22 protein-coding genes are annotated in these 23120 nt (G+C 48.7%); 13 read left to right on the top strand and 9 right to left on the bottom strand.

The genetic code is table 11. The features are described from left to right. Positions 1 to 73: 73 nt before the first annotated feature. Together BZG80_RS03430 and queF are read right to left on the bottom strand one after the other, a co-directional pair. Positions 74 to 2479 (bottom strand): hypothetical protein, encoded by a 2406-nt coding sequence (locus BZG80_RS03430; protein ID WP_077678747.1) that lies wholly within the window; start codon positions 2477 to 2479, stop codon positions 74 to 76. 58 nt (positions 2480 to 2537) lie between these two features. Then, positions 2538 to 3386, bottom strand: coding sequence for an NADPH-dependent 7-cyano-7-deazaguanine reductase QueF (gene queF, locus BZG80_RS03425; RefSeq protein ID WP_021022017.1), 849 nt, complete (start codon positions 3384 to 3386; stop codon positions 2538 to 2540). Between the two features lie 63 nt (positions 3387 to 3449). Between queF and syd the strand changes: the two genes are divergently transcribed. Together syd and BZG80_RS03415 are read left to right on the top strand one after the other, a co-directional pair. Continuing rightward, entirely contained in the window at positions 3450 to 3998 is a 549-nt protein-coding gene (gene syd / locus BZG80_RS03420) for a SecY-interacting protein (protein WP_021022016.1), read from the top strand. Next, entirely contained in the window at positions 3995 to 4774 is a 780-nt protein-coding gene (locus tag BZG80_RS03415) for a Zn-ribbon-containing protein (RefSeq protein ID WP_077459739.1), read from the top strand. Before syd ends, BZG80_RS03415 begins: the two co-directional genes overlap by 4 nt. A gap of 32 nt (positions 4775 to 4806) precedes the next feature. Here the strand turns inward: BZG80_RS03415 and BZG80_RS03410 are convergent, their stop codons facing one another. From BZG80_RS03410 to BZG80_RS03390, 4 genes are all read right to left on the bottom strand, one after another. Beyond that, positions 4807 to 5085: a hypothetical protein gene (locus BZG80_RS03410; protein ID WP_077678746.1), complete on the bottom strand. Its 279-nt coding sequence runs from the start codon at positions 5083 to 5085 to the stop codon at positions 4807 to 4809. A 32-nt stretch (positions 5086 to 5117) separates the two neighbouring features. Beyond that, complete coding sequence (locus BZG80_RS03405; protein WP_077459738.1) at positions 5118 to 5351, bottom strand: DUF2789 family protein; 234 nt, start codon at positions 5349 to 5351, stop codon at positions 5118 to 5120. Positions 5352 to 6278: 927 nt separating this feature from the next. Beyond that, positions 6279 to 6593 (bottom strand): DUF3301 domain-containing protein, encoded by a 315-nt coding sequence (locus tag BZG80_RS03395; RefSeq protein ID WP_021022011.1) that lies wholly within the window; start codon positions 6591 to 6593, stop codon positions 6279 to 6281. Next, on the bottom strand, positions 6583 to 7635 hold the full coding sequence (locus BZG80_RS03390; RefSeq protein WP_077678745.1) for a DUF3549 family protein: 1053 nt from the start codon (positions 7633 to 7635) through the stop codon (positions 6583 to 6585). Before BZG80_RS03390 ends, BZG80_RS03395 begins: the two co-directional genes overlap by 11 nt. 140 nt (positions 7636 to 7775) lie before the next feature. Here BZG80_RS03390 and BZG80_RS03385 point away from each other — a divergent pair, with 140 nt between their 5' ends. Next, positions 7776 to 8096: a YqcC family protein gene (locus BZG80_RS03385; RefSeq protein ID WP_077576821.1), complete on the top strand. Its 321-nt coding sequence runs from the start codon at positions 7776 to 7778 to the stop codon at positions 8094 to 8096. Positions 8097 to 8104: 8 nt separating this feature from the next. After that, positions 8105 to 8842, top strand: coding sequence for a tRNA pseudouridine(65) synthase TruC (gene truC, locus BZG80_RS03380; protein ID WP_175993541.1), 738 nt, complete (start codon positions 8105 to 8107; stop codon positions 8840 to 8842). 34 nt (positions 8843 to 8876) lie between these two features. Here the strand turns inward: truC and BZG80_RS03375 are convergent, their stop codons facing one another. Genes BZG80_RS03375 through map form a run of 3 tightly spaced genes read right to left on the bottom strand, consistent with a single transcriptional unit; the run spans position 8877 to position 12781 of the window. Beyond that, complete coding sequence (locus tag BZG80_RS03375) at positions 8877 to 9254, bottom strand: DUF3461 family protein (RefSeq protein WP_021022007.1); 378 nt, start codon at positions 9252 to 9254, stop codon at positions 8877 to 8879. Positions 9255 to 9314: 60 nt separating this feature from the next. Next, positions 9315 to 11933, bottom strand: coding sequence for a bifunctional uridylyltransferase/uridylyl-removing protein GlnD (gene glnD, locus BZG80_RS03370; RefSeq protein ID WP_077576823.1), 2619 nt, complete (start codon positions 11931 to 11933; stop codon positions 9315 to 9317). A gap of 53 nt (positions 11934 to 11986) precedes the next feature. Beyond that, the gene (gene map / locus BZG80_RS03365) at positions 11987 to 12781 is read right to left on the bottom strand and encodes a type I methionyl aminopeptidase (protein ID WP_021022005.1); all 795 of its coding nucleotides are present in this window, start codon (positions 12779 to 12781) and stop codon (positions 11987 to 11989) included. Between the two features lie 462 nt (positions 12782 to 13243). On the opposite strand from map, the gene rpsB reads away from it, so the two are divergent. The 9 genes from rpsB (at position 13244) to bamA (ending at position 23114) form a co-directional block, all read left to right on the top strand. Next, positions 13244 to 13972 carry a 30S ribosomal protein S2 gene (rpsB, locus tag BZG80_RS03360; protein ID WP_021022004.1) on the top strand — a complete coding sequence of 243 codons (729 nt, stop codon included), beginning with the start codon at positions 13244 to 13246 and terminating at the stop codon, positions 13970 to 13972. Between the two features lie 133 nt (positions 13973 to 14105). Beyond that, positions 14106 to 14948 carry a translation elongation factor Ts gene (gene tsf / locus BZG80_RS03355; protein WP_021022003.1) on the top strand — a complete coding sequence of 281 codons (843 nt, stop codon included), beginning with the start codon at positions 14106 to 14108 and terminating at the stop codon, positions 14946 to 14948. Between the two features lie 83 nt (positions 14949 to 15031). Then, positions 15032 to 15760: a UMP kinase gene (gene pyrH, locus BZG80_RS03350; RefSeq protein WP_021022002.1), complete on the top strand. Its 729-nt coding sequence runs from the start codon at positions 15032 to 15034 to the stop codon at positions 15758 to 15760. Between the two features lie 53 nt (positions 15761 to 15813). Further along, positions 15814 to 16371: a ribosome recycling factor gene (gene frr, locus BZG80_RS03345; RefSeq protein WP_021022001.1), complete on the top strand. Its 558-nt coding sequence runs from the start codon at positions 15814 to 15816 to the stop codon at positions 16369 to 16371. Between the two features lie 75 nt (positions 16372 to 16446). Beyond that, positions 16447 to 17217 carry an isoprenyl transferase gene (locus BZG80_RS03340; protein WP_021022000.1) on the top strand — a complete coding sequence of 257 codons (771 nt, stop codon included), beginning with the start codon at positions 16447 to 16449 and terminating at the stop codon, positions 17215 to 17217. A 15-nt stretch (positions 17218 to 17232) separates the two neighbouring features. Further along, positions 17233 to 18084: a phosphatidate cytidylyltransferase gene (locus tag BZG80_RS03335; protein WP_021021999.1), complete on the top strand. Its 852-nt coding sequence runs from the start codon at positions 17233 to 17235 to the stop codon at positions 18082 to 18084. Positions 18085 to 18102: 18 nt separating this feature from the next. Beyond that, positions 18103 to 19299 (top strand): 1-deoxy-D-xylulose-5-phosphate reductoisomerase, encoded by a 1197-nt coding sequence (gene ispC, locus BZG80_RS03330; RefSeq protein ID WP_077678744.1) that lies wholly within the window; start codon positions 18103 to 18105, stop codon positions 19297 to 19299. Beyond that, positions 19296 to 20651 (top strand): sigma E protease regulator RseP, encoded by a 1356-nt coding sequence (gene rseP, locus BZG80_RS03325; RefSeq protein ID WP_021021997.1) that lies wholly within the window; start codon positions 19296 to 19298, stop codon positions 20649 to 20651. Before ispC ends, rseP begins: the two co-directional genes overlap by 4 nt. Positions 20652 to 20684: 33 nt before the next feature. After that, the gene (bamA, locus tag BZG80_RS03320) at positions 20685 to 23114 is read left to right on the top strand and encodes an outer membrane protein assembly factor BamA (RefSeq protein ID WP_077678743.1); all 2430 of its coding nucleotides are present in this window, start codon (positions 20685 to 20687) and stop codon (positions 23112 to 23114) included. Positions 23115 to 23120 lie beyond the last annotated feature (6 nt).

Genomic DNA, 23120 nt, shown 5'->3' with positions numbered 1-23120 from the left:
GTCGAAAAAACACCTAATTACATTCGCGATTCAGCATCACAGGTAGTGAGAATGCACCACCCATGGACGTTAGCTATACCGACTTATTGCTATCGTCATCAATAAAAGATGTTCGCTTTTTATCAGATTCGTGATCCTTCTGCCAGTCCATGAGGCCATTTGATGATGTTTTAACCTTTACTAGCCCAGACTCAATCCCTTTTAAACAGGCTTGGCGAAGGTTGGTATTGACGAAACTCGCCGCCGGCGCCGTATTAATCGCACTAAAGTGGACCCAATGACTTTCTTCACTTTGTTGAGCCAGTGCGCTTGCTTGATGTGTGGCGGTGAGCAAGATCTCTATCAGCTCCTGATCGTTGATCGAGGTATATGCGCGTGGCAAAAAGGGATACTCTGCTAAGCCAATGGCGACGTGTGGCGTTAAACGCGCTAGATGTTGAGGAGCAGCATCAATGGATGTGTGGTCATCAAGTAATTGGTCTGATGTGTCGACAGTAGCGTCCTTAGCGGGCGCTTCGTGGACGGTATTTTGGTATTGGGTGACAAAATCCTCTATCAATGTTTGTACAAATTGTGCGAGTGCTTCAGGTTTGGTGTTTTCGTCCCAGTTTGTCTCTATATAGATAAACAGGGTGTCAGCAAAATGGTACAGACGCCCAGATTGTGTCACACGTTCAGACAGATACTCACCGAGCTGGCGTTCTATGTCTTGAGCACGTTGGTAACCATGCAACAAAAACAATTCTTTGAGAAAAACCACGTCGAACATGGCGAAGCGTAGCCGATCACTGAGCGGTTGGTGAATCATGTCGTTGAGGTACCATTGCTCAAAATTGGCATTACTTTTTTCAAGCGAACGCGGCAATTTGGCATTAAGCATACGTAAGTTTCTCAGCCCAGTGCGAGGATGAGTGTAGAAGTCATCACGTAACTGCTCGAGTTCGGTTTGGCGTAACACTGCGGCGCGGTGGCGTAGATAGACAATGGCAATTAGGACACCCAGGCTGCCCAACAGAAAGTAATTGACTTTTTGTAGGTGCAACTGCTCTTGATGCGCCGTATCGAGCTGACGCTGTAATTCATCCATTTGTAACTGGCGTTCAACCACACGCTGCTGTTGCTTAAAGGTATCTGCTTGTTGCTGTTGCTTTGATTGAGCCTGTGTTGCTCGTAATTGCTCATATTCTCGCTGCATAGCGAGCGCAACTTGATATCGTTCCTGCGCCTCGAAAGCGTTTGATAATGCCTGATAGGCGTGGGTCATGGTGGTGATATCGTTTTCAGCCTCGGCGCGCTCAAGCGCGGTCTTGATTTCCTTTTCTGCTTGTTTGGGTTGCTCAAGCGCTAAATGTATTCGCCCTTGTAACAGCATGGCCTGAGTTGTCAGTGGCGAGTTTGGCAAACTCCCCACGAGTCGCAATGCATCCTGAATATAGCGATCACTGAGAGGAAAGTGTTTTAGCTCAAAGTAGGTGCGGGCGATGGCTAAGTGTATATCGGCGAGCGGTTGAGTTCGGCCAAGAGACTGCTCAACTTCGAGCGCATTAAAATAATGCACGAGTGCAAAATTATACCGAGATTGTTGCTCGTATAAGCTAGCTAATAAGCGCTGAGACGCTGAGAGTCGTCGGCTGAGTGAGAAGTGTTCGAAAAATGCCGCGGCTTGATTCGCATGCTCGAGTGCTTGCTCGAGTACACCTTGTTGAAAATAAAGTCGAGCAAGTTCCATATTGGCGTTCGCGATCAATGCGGTATATTCATTTTCACTGGCGATCCAAAAAGCGCTTAGCAGTTCAGTTAAGGCACTTTCGTGCTGTTCTTGTGCCAGTAAAAAACGTCCAAATGAGAGTTGAAACTCGACTTTGTCGCGAAGATCTTGTGGATCATTACTCAGCTGGCTGCGTGCATTTTCATACGCCACTAATGCCGATTCGTTATCTGATGTTTCAGCCAGTATGTTGGCGCGTAGTAAGGCACTACGAAAGCGAAGCTCTGGCCCATTGAGACTATTTTCCGGCAAGGCACTCATCGCCGTTTGTACTGCATCTAACTTTGCCAGTGCGCCTTGTTCATCATGGTCTAAGTGCCAAATAAGCGTCGCTTCAGTCAGAACGACTTGCACGTGAGTGTGTTTTAAATCGTACTCTTCAACGACCTGATACGCTTTTTGGAGCGCGGCTTTGGACTCAAGTGGCTGCTCCAAATGAGCATAAGCACGGGCGCTAATTAAATACGCATAAACCGTGTGCAACGGCGTCCGAATCGATCGATCGGTGTCATTGTTGACGTGTGAACGATTAGCCCCTGTCGTTAATCGTCGTTGGGCCAGGAATCGGTTGCTGATTTCTAAGGATTGGATAGGGGATGTATCCAATAATTTTTCGGCATCGGTCAAAACGGGCGAGGAGTGGATAGAAGCGAACGCCGCCATCGACGTCAACCAAAAAAGCAGGCCTACAAGTAGTGGGCTGATGCGCATGCGCCATCCTCTATGTATAAAAATGAAAGAAAGGCTGCCGATAAGCAGCCCCGTTTTGTTATTGTCGTGCTAACCGGTTATTTTCACTCGGGGTTTTGCCCATATTGGTACGATAGGGGTTTATGTCTAAACCGCCGCGGCGAGTATAGCGGGCATAGACGGTCAATTTTTCAGGCTGACAAAAGCGCATAATATCCATAAAAATGCGCTCAACGCACTGCTCGTGAAATTCGTTATGCTCGCGGAATGAAACCAGGTAACGAAGCAATTTCTCGCGGTTTATTTTCTTGCCCTTATAAGCAATTCTCACTGAGCCCCAATCGGGCTGGTGAGTGATTAAGCAATTAGATTTGAGCAAATGACTATGAAGGGTTTCGGACACAATGGCACCTTGCGCGGCGTCTTCTAGCCATTCAGGTTGGAAACGATAGTCATCAATACTGATATCTTGATGATCCAAGCACTCGCCTGATAGTCCCGCAATCACTTCCCCTTCTAGTTCACTGAGGGGCGATAAGGTGACGTCCACAGCTTCACCGGCACAAGCGGAAAGGTCGGTTTGTAGTGCATTCGCCACTTGCTGCCAGCTATCGAATCGGGTTTGGTTAAAACTATTGAGGTATAACTTGAACGATTTCGATTCCACTAGGTTTGGGCTGGATGCGGGTAATCGTACCTCGCCGATCGCAACTTGAGGTAAACCGTTCTTGTTTAACCAGGATAGTTCATAGAGCGTCCAGGTATCATAGCCAGTGAAAGGAAGCGACGCCTGATCGAGGCCGATAGCTTGGCGGTTTAATTCGCGCGGGACCGCACGCAGCTGTGACGGATCATATTCAGTTGGGTAATCAGTGTGTTGACCTAGCGATAGTTTGGCTAGGGCATCGGCATCTTGATAATTGCTCATACGGATCTGCTATTGATTCAAGTAGAATGGGTAAAGTTTACTGAATCTTGCTATAGGTTGCGAATGGAGAACACATTACATCGCGCCCTTTGGGCGCTAGCACAGAATTATGTTACCGCATGGCAGCATCAATATCAGAGTTTACCGTGCTCGGATGAGTATATCGGGCTCTCATCGCCTTGTATGGTCAGTGACAATGCGCATCAAGTACAGTGGCAGCCAGTTAAGCGTGAAACCGCCGCGGACTTTACCAATGTTGAGAAGGGAATATCGCTGCGTTTACACAGTGATATAAAAGATTTTTATAATGGCTTCTATTGCGCCGATTTACCGGTTCGGTTTGCGGGGGAGTCGATCTGTTTGGTGCAAGTTTGGAGCGATGACGATCTCGCACGCTTACAAGAAAATATTTTGGGGCATTTAATGATGCAACGTCAGCGTAAATTGACCCCGACTGTTTTCATTGCCACCACGGATGACGAAATGACGATCATTTCAATTGATAATATGAGCGGCGAAGTGGTGAAAGAAGGATTGAATACTGGCACTCGCGACGTGATAGCCAAAGATGCCGAAGCGTTTGTGACGGCGTTGGAGGTTGATGCTATATGATCCTGACAGAGCTGACGTTTGAGTGTTTCGATAACACCACAGTAGATGCCGTCGATCGTAAGCTTAATGGTTTAATGGACGCGCTGCGATATAACGGTCAGGTGCTTGGACGCGAATTTCCTATTCTCATGCAAGACGGGCAATTTCAGCTCCGTGTGGTGTGTCCAGATGAAGATGCGTTACAACCTAAGTATCATAGTCCTCAAGTCAAACGCGCGTTGCAACAATTGGCTGATGCGTGTTTGACCCAGCCAAAAGTACGCCTTTTGGGGCGCGATCTCAATTCGGAGCAAGCGGCGCCTAATGCGTCACCAAGTTGGCAAGTGTTGTACACAACCTTTGTGCACACGTGCTCACCGCTGCGCTGCGGGGATACGTTGCTACCTATCCCTTTATACCGTTTACCAGCCACCTTTAATGGTGACCATAAGTCGGTCGTCAAATGGCAAACGGAATGGCAGGCCTGTGATGAACTACAAATGGCGGGCGCCAGTGATGCCGAATTTGCTGGGCTTAACGAGATACAAAGCCCCCATACTCGGCTATTTCAACGGGGATGGGATTTGCGCGGTCGGATTGAATACCTAACGGGGATCCCGACTTATTACTATCAATATCGCGTCGGTGGCAAAGACAAGGACAGTGAGTTAACACGCCCTTGTCCGAAATGCGGCGCAGCGTGGCGATTAGATACGCCACTGCACGATATTTTCTTATTTAAGTGTGAGGCTTGCCGTTTGGTCTCAAACCTGTCTTGGGACTTTAAACTAACTTGATTGCTTGATTGCTTGATTGCTTGATTGTTGTATTACTGATTGTTCAACGTTGCTTCTAACCGGGCCAAACGCTCACTTAGCTGTATAATGTGTTGCTCAAGTTGATCGATCCGCTCAGCATCAGACAGGGTGATCTCGGGGGCTGACATGGCAGGCAGGGACTGATTTTTTTTGGCACTTTTGACGGCCTGAATGATCAGCGGCAATGGGACTTGTGTATCAAGTTGAGCTTTTATCTTTGCCACTGTCGCGCTTTGTCCTTTTGCGGCGAGCGCTTTTAACGCTCGCTCTAATGCTGCTTGATAGCTCATTTCATCTCCTTGGTTTAAAGTCAGCGGCAAGATTAGGGCTTTCTCAGTAATGCATCAAGCATATCAACTTGCTCAGCCCAGTCGGCATCCTCTTTTACGGCTTGCTCAATCAATGCCCGCTGCGCCGCGTTCCAAAAAGGAGCCTCCACCAGCGTTTGTCCGTCCACCAGACAGTGGCTGGATAAGAAGTGCTCAATCGCTGTGTGATCGCTGTCTAACCCGAGTTGCTCAAACAGATGTTGCAAATCATGCTGGAACGTTTCCATTGTCTCTCCTATCCTGTTGGTATGGGTCTATATTGACTATAGCAAGAATAAAAAGCGTAGACCTTTCCCCACCGTTGATGACTCAATCCTACCTTGTCGAGACAATTATCCCTTTTCTGTGTGCGATATCTCTTACACGCGCGTGGGATAAAAGCAGAATCGTATCAAGACAAACGACCTGACGATAGTTTATTTTTAATTTAAAACAGTGACTTACTGGATTGTAACTAGTTCGGACTAAAAAATGAGAGATTAAGCACGTGACAGTGACTTGTACCAAGCGTCTATTCGCGTAATCTTATGGGTGTCGGAAGGGAACTGACACAGGGAACAGGAATCACCAAGGACTTGGTACCTCAGGATGAGGCAGTACTTCAGGAAGAAGCGCTGGCAAGGATTGCAAAAAGGACAACGGACGGAGCCGTTCGCTGCAAGCAGGAAGCTTGTACGTCAGGAAGATTTAGGACAACCCAGGATGGGGGCTTAAGGATCACTTCAGGACGAAGTCATGGACACCTCCAGGATGGAGAGCTTATCGAAAATCGGAATTTCGGTTTGTCAGGATGACGAAAGGACACCTCCAAGACGGAGAGACATGGAACGACGCTGAAGGAATCGGCGACTGATCAAGGAATGATGCAGGGAGCACCTTTTCGTAGCAGGATAGCTGCAAGTAAAACTTTAGGGCGCGGCGCAAGCTGCGCCCTTTCCTTTTTGAGTGCTTTGGCCGACACTCGGTGGCCGACACTCGGTGACTCCCTGTCACGCATTAGCAAAAACACCCTCAGCGTGCGCATCATATTTATAATCTAGTACAGCTTATCACGATGCGCGACTATGTTTGTGCACCCAGGTCTCTGTACTCAGGTCTTTGCCCTAAGGTCTTTATACTAGGGAGGGCCTTTGCATTGACGATCTTCTCATCGATCAATCGGATTGCCCCGGCATCGTATGAACAGGCGTATCAATCGCTTTCAGCCTTAGTCCATAAAGCTGTGCTTGACCGGTGTAGTGATCATTACCCGTCGCTGAAAACTCAAACCAATAGTACGTTACCCATCGCCAACCAGCCTTCGTTTTGACCATGGTGTGGCGACCGCGCGCGATCGAGAGTAATTGCAACTCCATTCGTTGACAGTATTGACGAATATGCTGGTGAGCTTGCTCAGATTGCCGCCGCTGTTGCCAAAATAGCAAGGCAATGACGACAACTAGCAAGATGGTCAATAGATCAGTGATCATGCGATGTTTGTGTCACGGCCTGTTGCATCCGAGCCATGGCCTGCGCTAGGGCGGGTGATGTATGACCGTGGAGCCGCGTCAGTAGTGCACCGCGTAACGGTGGTAACATGACCAAATCCGTATAGATTTGCTGAAATAATGCTGCATCCTGGTGGTCTGCCAAGGCAATCAAAAAGCAGTCAAGCACGGATTCATTGGCTAAGCTACGCCAGCAGCGACCGGCAATAGCGACAAAAATTTCTCGGTGGTGGAGCTCTGGTCTTGCAAGCACCGCTTCTATCAGTTGGTGCTCGGTGTCTGAAGGCGCCCCAGCATGAGCACGAAGCAATGCACTGACCAAAAACAAGTCGACATCTTGGTTTTGGCACATTTGAGTAAACATCTCGCGTAAACTTTCCGCTAATTTCGCGTTAATTTCACAATGCTCCAAACAACCTAACAGCGCATATAGTGGTGTGCTAGGTATGTTATTCAGTGCTTTACGAACTCGAGTTGCATTATTTTGCTCCTGCATACGCACGCAGGTATCCGCTAGCCCCTGAAGTCCAACGCCTTGCCAGTTATCCCAGCCGAGCTCGCCATTGAGGTAATGCTGGGCATGGTCATAGTACTGGCTGGCAGGGTGACCCAGTTGATAGGTCAGTGAGGCGTGAAACATCGCCATCTTGTCGTCAGTTGGGGTAAAGGTATAAGGATTGTTGGCCAGTTTCTCGCGCTGTGCCTTGTTTGGCGTCGCGGTCAGGCTCTCGCCCATCGCCGCGCTGACATACTGAAGGAAATCCCCCATTGCGGTGTGATTTAATAACCCTCGCTCATCTAAAGGCATTTTTAAAAACCATACCCAAGGCGTGCCACCTTGTGGCCAAAAAGCCACGGCCATATGCGCTTGCTGACGTAATGGGTAAGGGTAAGGTTGTTGGTTGGCCTCGACGGCACGAAAAGATGCCTCTTCCAGGCGGCACACTCGACGGCCTAAATCATAGACACTGAATTGGCAACCTGCTTGATCAAATAGGGCGCTGAGGGCGTGAACCGTTTGCATGATATCCGCTCTTCGTTATCGCTTAATTAGCCGCGAGTATATCAGTTTTTATCCCTGCAATGCTCGCCTTGTTAATGTCGTCTTGAATCGGTTCGTGCTATGCTTCGCGCTTTATCGGTCGAGTAATGATGAGGTTGTCAATGACTCTTCGCCAACAATGTGAACAACTCCTTGATGAATTAGAGCAAGTGCTAAACGATCACGCGTTATGGCAGACGACGCCACCGTCAACTGAGCGGCTAGCCAGCACTGAACCGTTTGCTGTCGATACACTGGCGTGCCACGAATGGTTGCAATGGGTTTTTGTGCCTAAGATGCGAGCGCTTATCAAGACAGAGCAAGCTTTGCCACGTAACTTTGAAATCTCACCGTACGTGGAAGAAGCAATGAAAGAGCAGGCAGGCCATAGTGACGTGGTTGCTGTCGTTGTTCGAATTGATAACTTGTTTTCTGATCAATGACCGATACTTTGCTGAACATTTTATACCGTGACGAGCATTTAGTGGTGGTAAATAAACCGTCAGGGATGCTGGTCCACCGCTCTTGGTTAGACAAAGGGGAAACCCGATTTGTGATGCAAACCTTGAGAGATCAAATTGGCCAGCATGTCTATCCATTGCACCGACTGGACAAGCCGACGTCGGGCGTTTTGGTGTTTGCGTTATCCAGTGAAGTGGCCTCTAAGATGATGCCGCAGTTTGCTGAAGGGCAGGTCAAAAAAGCTTACCATGGCATTGTTCGAGGCTGGATTTCCCATGCTGGCCAGTTGGATTACCCGCTGGTGGAAGAACAAGACAAAATAGCGGATAAACACGCCAGCCAACCGGCGACAGCAAAAGCGGCGGTGACAGACTATCAGCCATTGGCGACAGTTGAGCTGCCGATCGCAACCGGACGCTATGCGACCAGTCGTTATAGCTTGGTAGCGATGCAACCTCATACTGGACGAAAGCATCAATTGCGGCGGCATATGCACCACTTAAGCCATCCGATCATTGGTGACACCACTCATGGAGACGGTCGCCACAATCGTGTGTTTAGAGAGCAATTTAATTGTCATCAGCTGCTATTGCACGCCAGTGAGATGACGCTAACGCACCCAGCTAGTGGCAAGACTGTTTTTATTCATGCGCCTTTGGATACAGTCTGGCAGCATGTTATTGAACAGTTAGGCTGGGAAGCGCCGGCGTCATCATACGATAACTAGACCTTGCTATGGGCGGTGTACTCGCATGCCGCCCTTACAGCTTTTCGAGTTCGGCCTCGATTTCTGCAATCTTACTGGCGACCACTTTTTCTAGGTGACGTAGGTCGGTAAGCACTTTTTGCTTCACGTCTTGCTCGGTATGCTCGTGTTGTACGATCTGGTCGAGCTCATCAATGACCAAAGAGAGGCTCCGGTTTATCTCTGTTACTTCTTTTGAGCGACCTGTACCGCTGTCGACGACCACATTTTTACGCTGCCGCGGATATTTAAATTTCATACTCCGCGCAAACAGATCGCCTTTTGGCTTACTAAAATAGATTTTGAGCGTATCGTAGCTTGCTTCTTGACGGAGCGAGTAGCGCTCTATTTTTTCAGGGTGTTCAACACCGATATTCTTTAACTGTTGATACATAGCCACCTCATGGTTAGACATCGTTATGGTTGCGCGTCTTACCCGCGCGATTCCCTGGTATTATTTGGCTTGCGAGAGGGCTTTCTCGAGCGCCGCTTTCAATTGTGCTTGGTGTTCAGAAGTGAGCGCTTGATTGTCGAGATCTGTGACGATAAAAAAGTCCTCTGCGCGCTCACCGATGGTGGTGATTTTAGCCGCGTGAACACTCACATTTTGCCGAGCAAAAACCGCACCGACGCGTGCCAATAGCCCTGGCGTATCGAGCGCGACTAATTCCATGAGTGTACGTCGCCCGTTTTTGGTGGGGAGAAACAATACCTGCGTTTTCACCGAAAAATGTTGTAACTTTTGCGGTGAGCGACGCTTGGGAATAGTGATCTTGCCGGTCTCGTTGAGTGCTTTCCCAACCCCGTCGATAATTCTAGGATGACGATCGATAGAAATCGCATCGTCGTTTTGATCGAGCACCATAAAGGTATCGAGTGCGTGGCCATCTTTGCTGGTCATGACTTGGGCATCATGGACACTGAGGTTTTTCTTATCTAGGGCGGCAACGACGCGTGCGAACAAGCTCGGCCTGTCTTGGCAGTAAACGAATATTTCTGTGCCGCCACGGGTCGCTTTTTTACTGACGAGCACCAGCGGCTTATCATCGGCGTGGTGGAGCAGATGTTCACTATGCCAAGCTATTTGCTTGTGGGTATGGCGAAGAAAATAATCCGCTTTAAAACGTTGCCATAATACTTCAATTTCTCGTGGACTGTGCCCCTGCTTGCGTAACATGGCAGCAGCGAGATGTTTGTTGTGCCGGATCCGTTCTCGGACATCCGGTGGGTTTTCTAGCCCACGTCGTAAGGCTTTTTGAGTGGAATAATAAAGCTCAGCAATTAAGGTACGCTTCCAACTATTCCACAAGTCTGGGTTAGTGGCATTAATGTCTGCCACGGTCAGGCAGAGAAGCAAATCGAGCCGCTCCTCGTCGCGGACCTCTTTGGCAAAGTCGGTGATGACATCGGGATCGTAAATATCGCGACGCTGGGCGGTGACAGACATCAGTAAGTGGTTACGTACCAGCCAACTGACAATGTTGGCTTCTGGCTTTGATAAACCGTGGTCAAGACAAAAATCATGGGATTCAATCGCGCCAATTTCACTGTGATCGCCTCCACGGCCTTTGCCTATATCATGAAAAATAGCCGCAACCAGCAACAGCTCTCTTCGTGCAAGACGCGGAAATACATCGCAACAAATGGGGTGGCGCTCACGATTAGCTTCATCGTCAAACAAACGCATATGTTTGAGCAAACGAATCGTGTGTTCATCAACCGTATAGACATGAAACAAATCAAACTGCATTTGTCCGACAATTTGACTCCACTGTGGGAGGTACGCAGACATGACACCGTGGCGGTGCATTAGTCCAAACGCTTTATGCAGAGCGTTTGGGTGGCGTATGAGTGCCATGAATTTTTCTCTTGCATCGTCTTGCTGACACAAAAAGTGGTTAAGTCGACGTCGAGCGGTACGCAGTTGGCGTAAAGTGGGGGCGGCGATGGCCTCGATCGAGGTGTCGTCGGCGATATGCAGCATCATATCTAAGATAGTCTCAGGGCGTGCTTGAAATAAAGCAGGTTTGCGTGCCTCAATAGTCCGTCCGCAGCGTTGGAAGTCATCACTTAATACGTCGACTTCTCCAGACCGACCATTATCGATGATCACCTGATCAAAGATTTGCAGCAGCATCTTGTTGAGCTCCCCCACGCGTCCGAGGGTGCGAAAGAAATCTTTCATCATGGTCTCGACCGCACGATTACCGTCGCCCCGGTAGCCGAGGAGTTCAGCCACTGAGGTTTGATGAGCGAAGGTCAGTCGGTTGTCGTAGCGGCGCAGCTCAAGATGAAGGGCAAAACGGATCCGCCACAGCACGTTTTGGCATTCGTTAAGTTCACGATACTCAGCATCAGTCAAAAAGCCAAAATCGCTCATTTCTCTTAAGCTGGTGGCACCAAAATGACGGCGCGCAATCCAAGATAGGGTATGAATATCGCGTAAGCTGCCAGGGCTGAGTTTTAAATCTGGCTCGAGTTTATAAGCGGTATCATGATAGCGGCGATGTCGGGCTTTTTGCTCGTCGACTTTCGCTTGATAAAAGCGTTCACTGGGCCAAAAGCTATCATGGTGCACACGGGCCTCGAGCGCCTCGAACAACTGTGAATCGCCACATAAAAGGCGCGACTCTTGTAAATTAGTCGCGACGGTAAGATCATCCAGCCCAACGTCAATACACTCTTCGACAGTCCGGACACTGTGGCCGACTTCCAATTTCAAGTCCCACAACAAAGTGAGTAGATCACTGAGGCTTTGCTGCTGATAAGCATTTAGCGGTGCTTGGCAAAGTAGGAGTAAATCAATATCAGACAGAGGGTGTAATTCACGCCGGCCATAGCCGCCCACCGCGACCAGTGCAAGAGGGCTTTGATCAAAACCAAAGTGATGCCATAACCTAGCCAGAAGGGCATCCATATAATCGGTACGCTGATAAACCAACTCGGCAACGGGAACATTGGCAAGGAAATCTTGCTTTTGCTGTTCAAGTAGCTGTTGGAACTGTGCCTTTAGCGTGATGGGGTCGAGTTGATCATCCCCCAAATGTTGTGGCGTAATTACCGTGTCTGTCATGGCGATCCTTTGCGCAAAAAAAAGCCGGAACGAAACCGGCTCTTATTTCTAGATTAGTGGTTGATGTAACGTGGGAGACTTTCTTCCTCTCGTAACGTTAACACCTCAACCCCTGTGTCGGTCACCAGCAGCGTGTGCTCCCATTGCGCCGACTTTTTACCATCGATGGTATAGACCGTCCAATCATCGTCCTCATCCAGTACGGTCCCATACTTCCCTGCGTTAATCATAGGCTCAATAGTAAAACACATGCCAGGTTTAAGAATGGTACGGTCGTTGTTTTTGTAGTGCACCACTTGTGGATCTTCATGGAAGCTCGCGCCAATACCATGCCCACAGTACTCTTTGACGATTGAGTAGCGTGTGTTGCTGCTCTTGATGAACTTTTGGATCGCTGTTCCTAAATCACCAACAGTCGCACCTGGTTTTACCTTTTTGATCGCGTGATACAGGCTTTCTTGCGTGACACGGCAAAGACGTTTGTCTTCGAGAGACACTTCCCCGACTAAAAACATCTTTGAGGTATCGCCATGGTAGCCATCTTTGATCACGGTGACATCAATATTGACGATGTCGCCTTCTTGGAGCACGTCTTCATCACAAGGTATACCATGACAAACGACATGATTGATTGATGTGCACATGGATTTAGGAAAACCGTGATAGTCCAATGTGGCAGGAATGGTGCCTTGTACGTCAGTCATATACTGGTGAGCGATGTCGTCTAGCTCACGGGTGGTGACCCCAGGCTTAACATGCTCGCCAAGCATCACGAGCACGTCAGCAGCGAGCCGACCGGCTACGCGCATTTTTTCAATTTCTTCTTCTGTTTTAATCGGGATTGTCATTTTGCTTTCTCTCTTTATTCGGGATGCTCAATGATAACGTTAAAACGAGAGCATGATTCAAGTCACGTTTTGTATCATTAAGCACAGCCACTGACGCCCTGCTACGCTTGTCTCAGCGGTGCAGGATTAGCAACTGTCTAATAGTGACTATATGGTACCAAGCCATGTCCATGGAAGAAACAGAAAGAGAAGCATTCCGCGCGGTCATCGTATAGGTTTAGGCGGATTGCGCGCGCAATTTAACTGGATTTTACCCATGTGTTTGTGATATAAAGCGCGCCGAAAACCGTCATTATGATCAATCTAGCCATGCTAGGTCTAGCCGAGCTAGGTTTCAGTTTGATGGGGTTCAATTATCATTTTTATTCTTAAATCACACACATATCGACACATTGACCGGGGTGCCCACTAACGGGTCGGTAAATGGGATATGTGGAGGCCTAACCCCGAGAGGAATTTATCATGGCTACTGTTTCAATGCGCGACATGCTCAAGGCGGGTGTACACTTCGGTCACCAAACTCGTTTCTGGAACCCAAAAATGAAGCCATTCATTTTTGGTTCACGTAACAAAGTGCACATCATCAACCTTGAAAAAACCGTACCAATGTTCAACGAGTCATTGGCTGAACTGTCAAAAATCGGTGAGCGTAAAGGTAAAGTTCTGTTTGTTGGTACTAAGCGCGCAGCAAGCGAAGCGGTAAAAACGGCAGCAGAAAACTGCGAGCAGTTTTATGTAAGTAACCGTTGGTTGGGCGGCATGCTGACCAACTGGAAAACCGTTCGCACATCTATCAAACGTCTAAAAGATCTGGAAACTCAAGCGAGTGACGGTACGTTTGAAAAGCTGACCAAAAAAGAAGCGCTGATGTACACCCGTGAGATGGAAAAACTCGACAAATCACTGGGTGGTATCAAGAACATGAACGGCCTACCTGATGCAATGTTCGTTATCGATGCAGATCACGAGCACATTGCCATCAAAGAAGCGAATAATCTGGGCATCCCAGTCTTTGCAGTGGTAGATACTAACTCTAACCCTGACGGCGTTGATCACGTAATTCCAGGTAACGATGACGCAATTCGCGCTATCCAACTGTACCTGAACGCAGCGTCTGACGCTTACAAAGAAGGCCGTAGCCAAGACATCGTCACGCAAGCAGAAGACGAGCTGGTTGAAGTCGCTGAGTAAGACGACAGCTCCTTGTGAGCGTTCTTAGCCATCAGCGTGTCATCTTTCATGCTGTAAGCTAAGTATGGTTAGCAGGGGCCGATATCGGGCCCCTGTTTTTTACCCAAAATAGTTTCGAATCGAGGATTGAACAATGGCAACTGTTACCGCTGCCCTGGTTAAAGAACTGCGCGAGCGCACTGGCGCTGGCATGATGGAATGTAAAAAAGCACTGGTTGAAGCGAACGCTGACATCGAAGTTGCAATCGAAAACATGCGTAAGAGCGGCGCGGCAAAAGCAGCGAAGAAAGCTGGCCGTGTTGCTGCTGAAGGTGTCATCCTAGTTAAAGAAAACGACGGCAAAGCTGCGATCGTTGAAATTAACTGTGAAACTGACTTTGTTGCTAAAGACGCGAATTTCGCTGCATTTGCTAACCAAGTGGCAGAAACAGCACTGGCTGAAGGCCTAGCAATCGACGCGCTGAAAGAAAAATTCGAACAGCAGCGTGCTGAGCTTGTTGCAAAAATCGGTGAAAACATGGATATCCGCCGTGTTTCATTCATCGAAGGCGAGAAAGTCGGTTCTTACCGTCACGGCGATCGCATCGGTGTGGTTGTTGCTGCGAAAGCTGACGAAGAAACCATCAAACACGTTGCTATGCACATTGCCGCGTCTAAGCCTGACTACGTGAATCCTGAAGATGTGCCTGCTGACGTTGTTGAAAAAGAGAAGAAAATTCAAGTTGATATCGCAATGGAATCAGGCAAGCCAGCTGATATCGCAGAGAAAATGGTTGTTGGCCGTATGAAGAAATTCACCGGTGAAATTTCTCTGACAGGTCAAGCATTCGTGATGGATCCAGCACAAACTGTGGGTCAAATGCTGAAAGAAAAAGGTGCCGAAGTGACTAACTTCATCCGTTTTGAAGTGGGCGAAGGCATCGAGAAAGAAGAAGTAGACTTTGCTGCAGAAGTTGCTGCTGTACAACAAAGCTAATTCTTGCTGACTCAGACCGCGGTGCTCGCCGCGGTCTTCCATAACCTTCTTCCCTAATTAGTGCCTAATAGAAAGGTAGTGAAATGACTACAAATCCTAAGCCTGCATATCAACGAATTTTACTTAAACTGAGCGGTGAAGCCCTGCAGGGCAAAGATGGATTCGGTATCGATCCCACCGTGCTTGATCGTATGGCGCAAGAAATAAAAGAACTGGTCGAGCTGGGTGTTCAGGTAGGATTGGTCATCGGTGGCGGGAATTTATTCCGTGGTGCGGGTCTTGCTGAGGCGGGAATGAACCGTGTTGTGGGCGATCACATGGGTATGTTAGCCACCGTGATGAACGGTTTGGCGATGCGTGACGCACTTCATCGTGCCTATGTGAACGCACGAGTGATGTCAGCGATTCCTCTAAACGGTGTATGTGACAGCTATAACTGGGCGGAAGCCATCAGCCAACTTCGTAATGGTCGGGTGGTGATTTTCTCTGCTGGGACCGGTAACCCTTTCTTTACTACCGACTCGGCTGCCTGTTTACGCGGTATTGAAATTGAATCCGATGTGGTGATTAAAGCGACCAAAGTCGACGGTGTATACAGTGATGATCCAACCAAAAACCCAGATGCAACACTTTATGACTCGCTGACATATCAAGATGTGTTAGAAAAAGAGTTGAAAGTGATGGATTTGGCCGCATTTACACTTGCACGCGACCATAAACTGCCTCTTCGTGTATTTAACATGAATAAGCCAGGTGCGTTACGCCGTGTCGTGATGGGTGAAGCAGAAGGCACCTTGATCACTAACAGCTAAGCCAATATTGGTGGCATAATCTTACAAATTAATTCAATCGCAAGGATATTCCCGTGATTAATGACATAAAAGACGACGCCAAAGCGCGTATGGAAAAAAGTGTAGAAGCGCTTAAGCACACGTTAGGTAAACTGCGCACTGGGCGTGCACATCCAAGCTTACTAGAAGGCCTTACCGTTGAGTATTACGGCGCGCAAACGCCTTTAAACCAACTTGCGTCTATTGTTGCTGAAGATTCGCGTACCTTGGCGATTAGCGTGTATGACAAGCAAGTAACCCAAGCGGTTGAAAAGGCGATCATGACCTCTGATCTAGGCTTGAACCCAGCCTCAGCAGGTACCGTGATCCGTGTGCCTTTGCCACCACTGACCGAAGATCGCCGTAAAGACATGGTGAAAGTTGTTCGTTCTGAAGGTGAAAATGCGCGTGTTGCAGTACGTAATATCCGTCGTGATGCCAATAGTGATCTCAAAGCACTATTAAAAGACAAAGAAATTTCAGAAGACGACGAGCACCGTGCGCAAGATGACATTCAAAAGTTGACTGATGAAGCGGTTAAGAATGTTGATGCACTTCTTGATGCAAAAGAAAAAGAGTTGATGGAAGTCTAAATCTCATTAGACTTTACCGCCAATGCTAAAGCGCTGTGCGTGCAGTACAGCGCTTTTTATTTGCCAAGGAGAAACATGAGTTCCCAGTCTCTTGATGCGCAGCTCGAATCTGCCGCTTTACCGCAACACATCGCCATTATCATGGATGGCAATGGACGCTGGGCCAAGGCTCGCGGAAAAGCCCGTGTGTTCGGGCATAAAGCGGGCGTCAAAGCGGTACGTAAGACCGTCAAGGCGGCGTCTGAGCTTGGTGTGAAAGCGCTAACTTTATTTGCGTTTAGTAGTGAAAACTGGCGTCGTCCAGAAGACGAAGTCAGCGTATTGATGGAGCTATTTATCAATGTGCTATCGCGTGAAGCTAAACGGCTCGACAGCCATGGTGTGCAATTACGCATTATTGGTGACACCTCTCGATTCAGCCCTTCTTTGCAAACGAAAATTGCCGAAGCTCAAGCGTTAACGGCAAATAATGACCGTTTGGTACTCAATATTGCGGCGAATTACGGTGGGCAATGGGATATTACCCAGGCAACACGTCGTGTCGCTGAACAGGTTGTCGCCGGTCACTTACAACCCAATGATATTGGGGAGCAGGATATTGCGCGTCATTTAATGTTAGCAGATTTACCGGATGTCGATTTAATGATCCGCACCAGCGGCGAATGCCGCATCAGTAACTTTATTTTATGGCAAGCTGCCTATGCAGAGTTATGTTTTACCGAGCAATATTGGCCTGATTTCAACGAACAAAGTTTGTATGATGCCGTGGCTTGGTATGTCAATCGTGAACGACGTTTTGGCTGCACCGGCGAGCAAATTAAAGCCATGATAACAACGGATAAGTAACCACGAGGAATCAGTTTGCTCAAACAACGTGTTTTAACCGCGGCCTTGTTAGTCCCGTTAGTGGTCGCTGGAGTCTTTTACTTACCGTTTCCTGCATTTGTTGCAGCGATAGCGGCTGTCACTTTAATTGGACTTTGGGAATGGACGCAGTTTGTCTCGGCGTCTTCGCGTCTTTTTACCTTTATTATCCCTGCTGCAGCGCTGGCGCTTTCGCTCTTTAGTATTCCTTTTAGTGCCATGGCGCTTGGGCATGTCACACTGCCACCTTTCGCACTGGCGGCAACCGGCGCGGCTTGGTGGCTATTCGCAACCGTGTTAGTGCTCTCATACCCTCGCTCAGGGGCGTATTGGACCCACAGCAAGTTACTACGCCTACTCTTTGGTCTCGTTACCCTGTTACCGTTTATGTGGAGTGTCTTGCTGTTACGTGCAACAGACTACCAGTTCTCCTCTTTTTATGGCGCCAAGTTAGTGCTGCTGGTTTTTGTCCTCGTATGGTGCGCAGATAGTGGTGCCTATTTTGCCGGGAAAAAGTTCGGTAAACATAAAATGGCCCCTGCGGTCAGCCCGAATAAAACCCTCGAAGGATTACTGGGTGGGCTCACTGCGGCAGTGGCAGTGACCTGGTTAGGGACGCATCTGTTAAACATCCATTTCGCCAATGTTGGCGTGTTCTTGGCTGTCACTGTGGTGACCGCCTTGGCGTCCGTGTTGGGTGACTTAGCGGAGAGTATGTTTAAACGCGTCGCTGGGGTGAAAGACAGTGGTAATTTGCTTCCAGGTCATGGGGGCATTCTTGATCGCATTGATAGCTTAACGGCAGCGTTCCCAGTGTTTACCGTGTTGTACTTCGCATTTGCGAATTAAGTGAAACGAGTCTTCGACATGCAAAGAATCACCGTATTAGGCGCCACAGGTTCTATTGGCTCCAGTACCTTAAAAGTGGTTGCAGCCAACCCTGAAAAGTTTGAAGTCACGGCATTGGCTGCACATACCAATGTCGAGAAAATGATTGCGTTATGTGTCGATTGGCAACCTGCTTACGCCGCGATGGCCAATCGCGCGTCAGCGCAACAGTTGCGTCATGCGTTGCTTGAAAGAGGGATCGGTACCGAAGTACTCGCTGGCGAGGACAGTTTATGTCACCTTGCGGCATTACCTGAAGTGGATATGGTGATGGCGGCAGTTGTTGGCGCGGCCGGGCTGTCTTCAACAATGGCGGCGGTTAAAGCGGGCAAACGGGTGCTGCTTGCCAATAAAGAAGCCTTGGTAATGTCTGGGCAGTTTTTTATTGATGCTGTTTATCAATACGGCGCTGAGCTGCTGCCCATCGACAGTGAACACAATGCGATCTTTCAATGCTTGCCGCAATCCGTGCAGCAACAGCCTGGACGCTGTGATTTGCAATCGGCCGGCGTCAATAAAATTTTGCTAACAGGCTCGGGTGGACCATTTCGCTATCGTGACCCACAAAGCTTAGCGACCGTCAGTGTTGAAGAGGCCATCGCACATCCTAATTGGTCGATGGGGCCAAAAATCTCGGTCGATTCAGCAACCATGATGAATAAAGGTTTGGAATACATTGAGGCGCGATGGTTATTCAACGCCCAGCCTCATCAACTGGACGTGGTGATCCACCCGCAGTCAGTGATCCACTCCATGGTACAGATGTGTGATGGCTCGGTGCTCGCGCAATTGGGTACGCCCGATATGTGTACGCCGATTGCTCATGCAATGGGATATCCTGATCGCGTTCAAGCGTCGGTAGCGCCTCTTGATTTCACTCAAATTGGCGAATTTACTTTTATGGCACCGGATGCGTGTCGTTATCCTTGTCTTTCGCTCGCGATCGCAGCCTGTAAGCAGGGGCAAGCAGCAACCACCACGCTCAATGCCGCCAATGAGCAAGCTGTCGCCGCGTTTCTTGCCGGAAAGATCAGCTTTATGGATATTGCTCGCATCAATGAGCAGGTATTGACCCAATCATCGCTTCCCACGCCAACAAGCTTGGATTGCTTATTTGAGCTGGATAGAATAGCTCGCATGGCTGCCAATGAGCAGATTACTAAGGTGACAAAATGAGCGATTTTCTTTGGAACGCGGCGGCGTTTATTGTCGCGCTTGGCATACTGGTTGCAATTCACGAATACGGTCACTTTTGGGTCGCTCGTCGCTGTGGTGTAAAGGTTGAGCGTTTTTCAATTGGTTTTGGTCGCGCATTATGGCGCTGGTACGGCAAAGACAATACCGAATACGTGATTGCTGCGATCCCGCTCGGTGGCTACGTCAAAATGTTGGATGAGCGTATTGAGGCTGTTCCTGACGCAGACAAGCACCGCGCATTTAACAACCAACCCCTATGGCAACGTAGCGCCATTGTCGCCGCCGGCCCTATCGCTAACTTTATCTTTGCCGCCTTTGCGTATTGGCTGGTGATGATGATCGGTGTTCCTGCTGTCAAACCTGTGATCGGCGAAATATCCCCCAATTCGATTGCTGCTGAAGCCGGAATCGAATCAGGAATGGAACTAACCCAAGTTTCCGGCGTCGAAACCGCTGATTGGCAAGCGGTTAATTTTGCGTTGATCGGGCATATTGGTGATGAGAGCATGACCCTCACTGCGAAACAGAGTCCGGCGCAAACTTATCAACGCGATTACACCCTAGATCTTACGCAATGGCAGTTTGATCCAGAAAAACAATCGCCTTTGACGACGCTTGGCATCACGCCTTATCGACCCGCGATCACATTGTCGGTCGCACAAGTGGTTGAACAGAGCGCGGCAGCGCAAGCTGGACTCGAGCAAGGTGATAAGATCGTTGCCGTGGATGACACTGAGTTGGCATCATGGCAAGCGCTCGTTGCGGTGATCAAACGAAGTCCCAATCAAAGTTTGTCGCTGACAATCGTCCGCGATGGGGAAACGCAAAATTTGACACTCACCCCGGATGCGCGTGACGTTGAAGGTCAAATGACAGGGTATGCGGGGATTGCTCCTCAAATGGCAGCATGGCCTGAATCATACCGTTTCACGCAACAATATGGGCCGTTAGCGGCGATACCAGAAGCGGTCAATAAAACGGGCCAAGTGATCAGCATGACCGTCAATATGATAAAAAAACTGATCACCGGTGATGTGGGTGTGAACAACTTAAGTGGTCCTATATCGATCGCGAAAGGCGCGGGCATGACAGCAGAGATCGGATTGATCTCATTTTTAGGGTTCATGGCACTGATCAGTGTGAACCTAGGCATTATCAATTTACTTCCTCTGCCCGTATTAGATGGCGGCCATTTGCTGTTCTTTGGGATTGAGGCTGTGACACGAAAACCGGTTTCCGAGCGTGTACAGGACTTTGGGTATCGTATCGGCGCTGCCGTGTTGATGATGGTGATGGCAGTGGCATTGTTTAACGACTTCGCCCGACTTTAAACGGTTAGTATTCAAGGATAAGTCAGATAGCACATGGCGATGAAAAAACTATTAATAGCGTCTCTTTTAGTAAGCAGCAGTATGGCGCATGCTGACACATTCGAGGTAAGCGATATCCGCTTTGAAGGCCTACAGCGCGTCAGCTTAGGGGCTGCATTGCTATCGATGCCGGTCCGTGTGGGTGACAACGTCGACGACGAGGATGTGGCAGATGTGATAAATGCACTGTTTGCCTCGGGTAATTTCGAGGATGTGCGCGTCTATCGCGATGATGAAACCTTGCTGGTTAAAGTCGTGGAGCGTCCTACTATTGCGAGCATTTCGTTCTCAGGCAATAAAGCAATTAAAAAAGAGCAGCTACAAGAAAACCTCACGTCTTCTGGGCTGCGTGTCGGTGAGGCGCTTGATCGGACAAAGCTTAGTAATATTGAGAAAGGCTTAGAAGACTTTTATTACAGTGTGGGTAAATACAGTGCGTCGGTAAAAGCCGTTGTTACGCCTTTGCCGCGAAATCGCGCGGATTTGAAGTTTGTATTTACTGAGGGCGTCTCGGCCAAGATTGAGCAGATCAATTTCGTGGGGAACGATGTCTTCAGTGATGAAGCATTACGCGATAGCTTCGATTTACGTGCCGATGTGCCGTGGTGGAATTTCTTAGCCAACGAAAAGTATCAAAAGCAGGTGCTTGCTGGCGATTTGGAAAAACTGCGTAATTTTTATCTCAATCGTGGGTATTTAAAGTTTCGCGTTGAATCGACCCAGGTGGCTATTTCGCCAGATAAAAAGGGTGTTTACATCACTCTGAATGTGAATGAAGGCAAGCCGTATGAGATTGCTGATGTCAACTTTCGTGGCGATCCGCAAAACGAAGACACTTACCGTTCATTGGTTAGCTTTACCCGTGGTGATACCTACAATGGCGATAAGGTGACCGCACTCGAAGAGGCCATTAAGCGCCATCTTGGTGAAACCGGCTTTGCTTACCCCAAAGTCAATACCATGCCGACTTTTGACGATGACAATCAACAAGTCTCACTGACCGTGAATGTCGAGCCGGGTAAGCGTATCTACGTGCGCAATATCCGCTTTTCCGGGAATACCACGTCTAAAGATGAAGTGTTACGCCGCGAAATGCGACAGCTGGAAGGAACCTGGCTAAACTCCAAAGCGGTCACTCGGGGGAAAGAGCGGTTGAGTCGTACCGGCTTTTTCCAAAACGTGGAAGTGGATACACAACGCGTGCCGGGAACGGACGATCAAGTCGATGTTAACTATAAAGTCAAAGAAGCCAACTCCGGTAGCATTAACTTTGGTGTCGGTTACGGTACCGAGTCTGGCGCCAGTTTACAGCTCGGTTTGCAGCAAGATAACTTTGCCGGTACCGGTAATCGCTTTGGCATTAATGCCATGGTCAATGATTACCGTAAAAACCTAACGTTGGAGTACCGAGACCCTTACTTTACCCTCGATGGTGTCAGTCTGGGTGGTAAGGTATTTTACAACGAGTTTGAAGCGCGTGATGCCAATATTGTGGAGTATACCAACGAGAGTTACGGGACAAGCCTGACGTGGGGCTTTTGGACCGATGAGTTGAATTCAGTCGATTTCTCGCTAGGGTATACCCACAACAAAATTGAAAATATTGGTAAATACTACCAAATCGATAAGTTTCTTGAACGCCATAATGATCACTTAACGAGCAATGGTGGACTCGAAGTTGATGATTTTGATATGTCTGTTTCATGGACGCGCAATAATCTCAACCGTGGCTACTTTCCAACCGCCGGTAATTATCAGCGAGCCTCTTATCGCATGACAGTGCCGGGGTCCGACGTTCAGTATTTTAAAATGCAGTACGATATTCGCCAGTATATGCCGCTGACACAAGAGCATGAATTTACGCTCCTAACGCGTGGTCGTCTCGCGTATGGTAACGGCTATGGTCAAACCAACGGCCAAGACCATATGCTGCCGTTTTATGAAAACTATTATGCCGGTGGCTTCTCATCTCTGCGTGGCTTCCGCTCGAACTCGGTAGGCCCTAAAGCTATTTATGAAGCAGATGGCTCTGAGCAGCCGGACGGGGACATTGAACAATCCGAAGGGTCTTACGGTTCAAGTGATGCGGTTGGTGGTAACGCCATGGCGCTTGCCAGTGTTGAGCTGATTGTACCGACGCCATTTGCTTCAGATGAAGCACGCGAGCAAATCCGTACCAGCGTCTTTATTGATGCCGCCTCTGTGTGGGACACTGAGTTTGATCGCCAAGAACTGGTCGATATGGGCTATCCCCCAGGTACAAAAGACTACTCAGATCCATCCAATATCAGTGCCGCTTACGGTGTGGCACTGCAGTGGATGTCACCGATGGCACCTTTGGTGTTTTCCATCGCAAAACCTATAACTAGCCAGCCTGGCGACGATGAAGAGTTCTTTACCTTCACGATCGGGCGCACATTCTGATGATCA

The organism is Salinivibrio sp. MA440 (genome assembly GCF_001996265.1).
Lineage (GTDB): Bacteria > Pseudomonadota > Gammaproteobacteria > Enterobacterales > Vibrionaceae > Salinivibrio > Salinivibrio costicola.
This window is presented reverse-complemented; position numbering and strand designations above follow the sequence as displayed.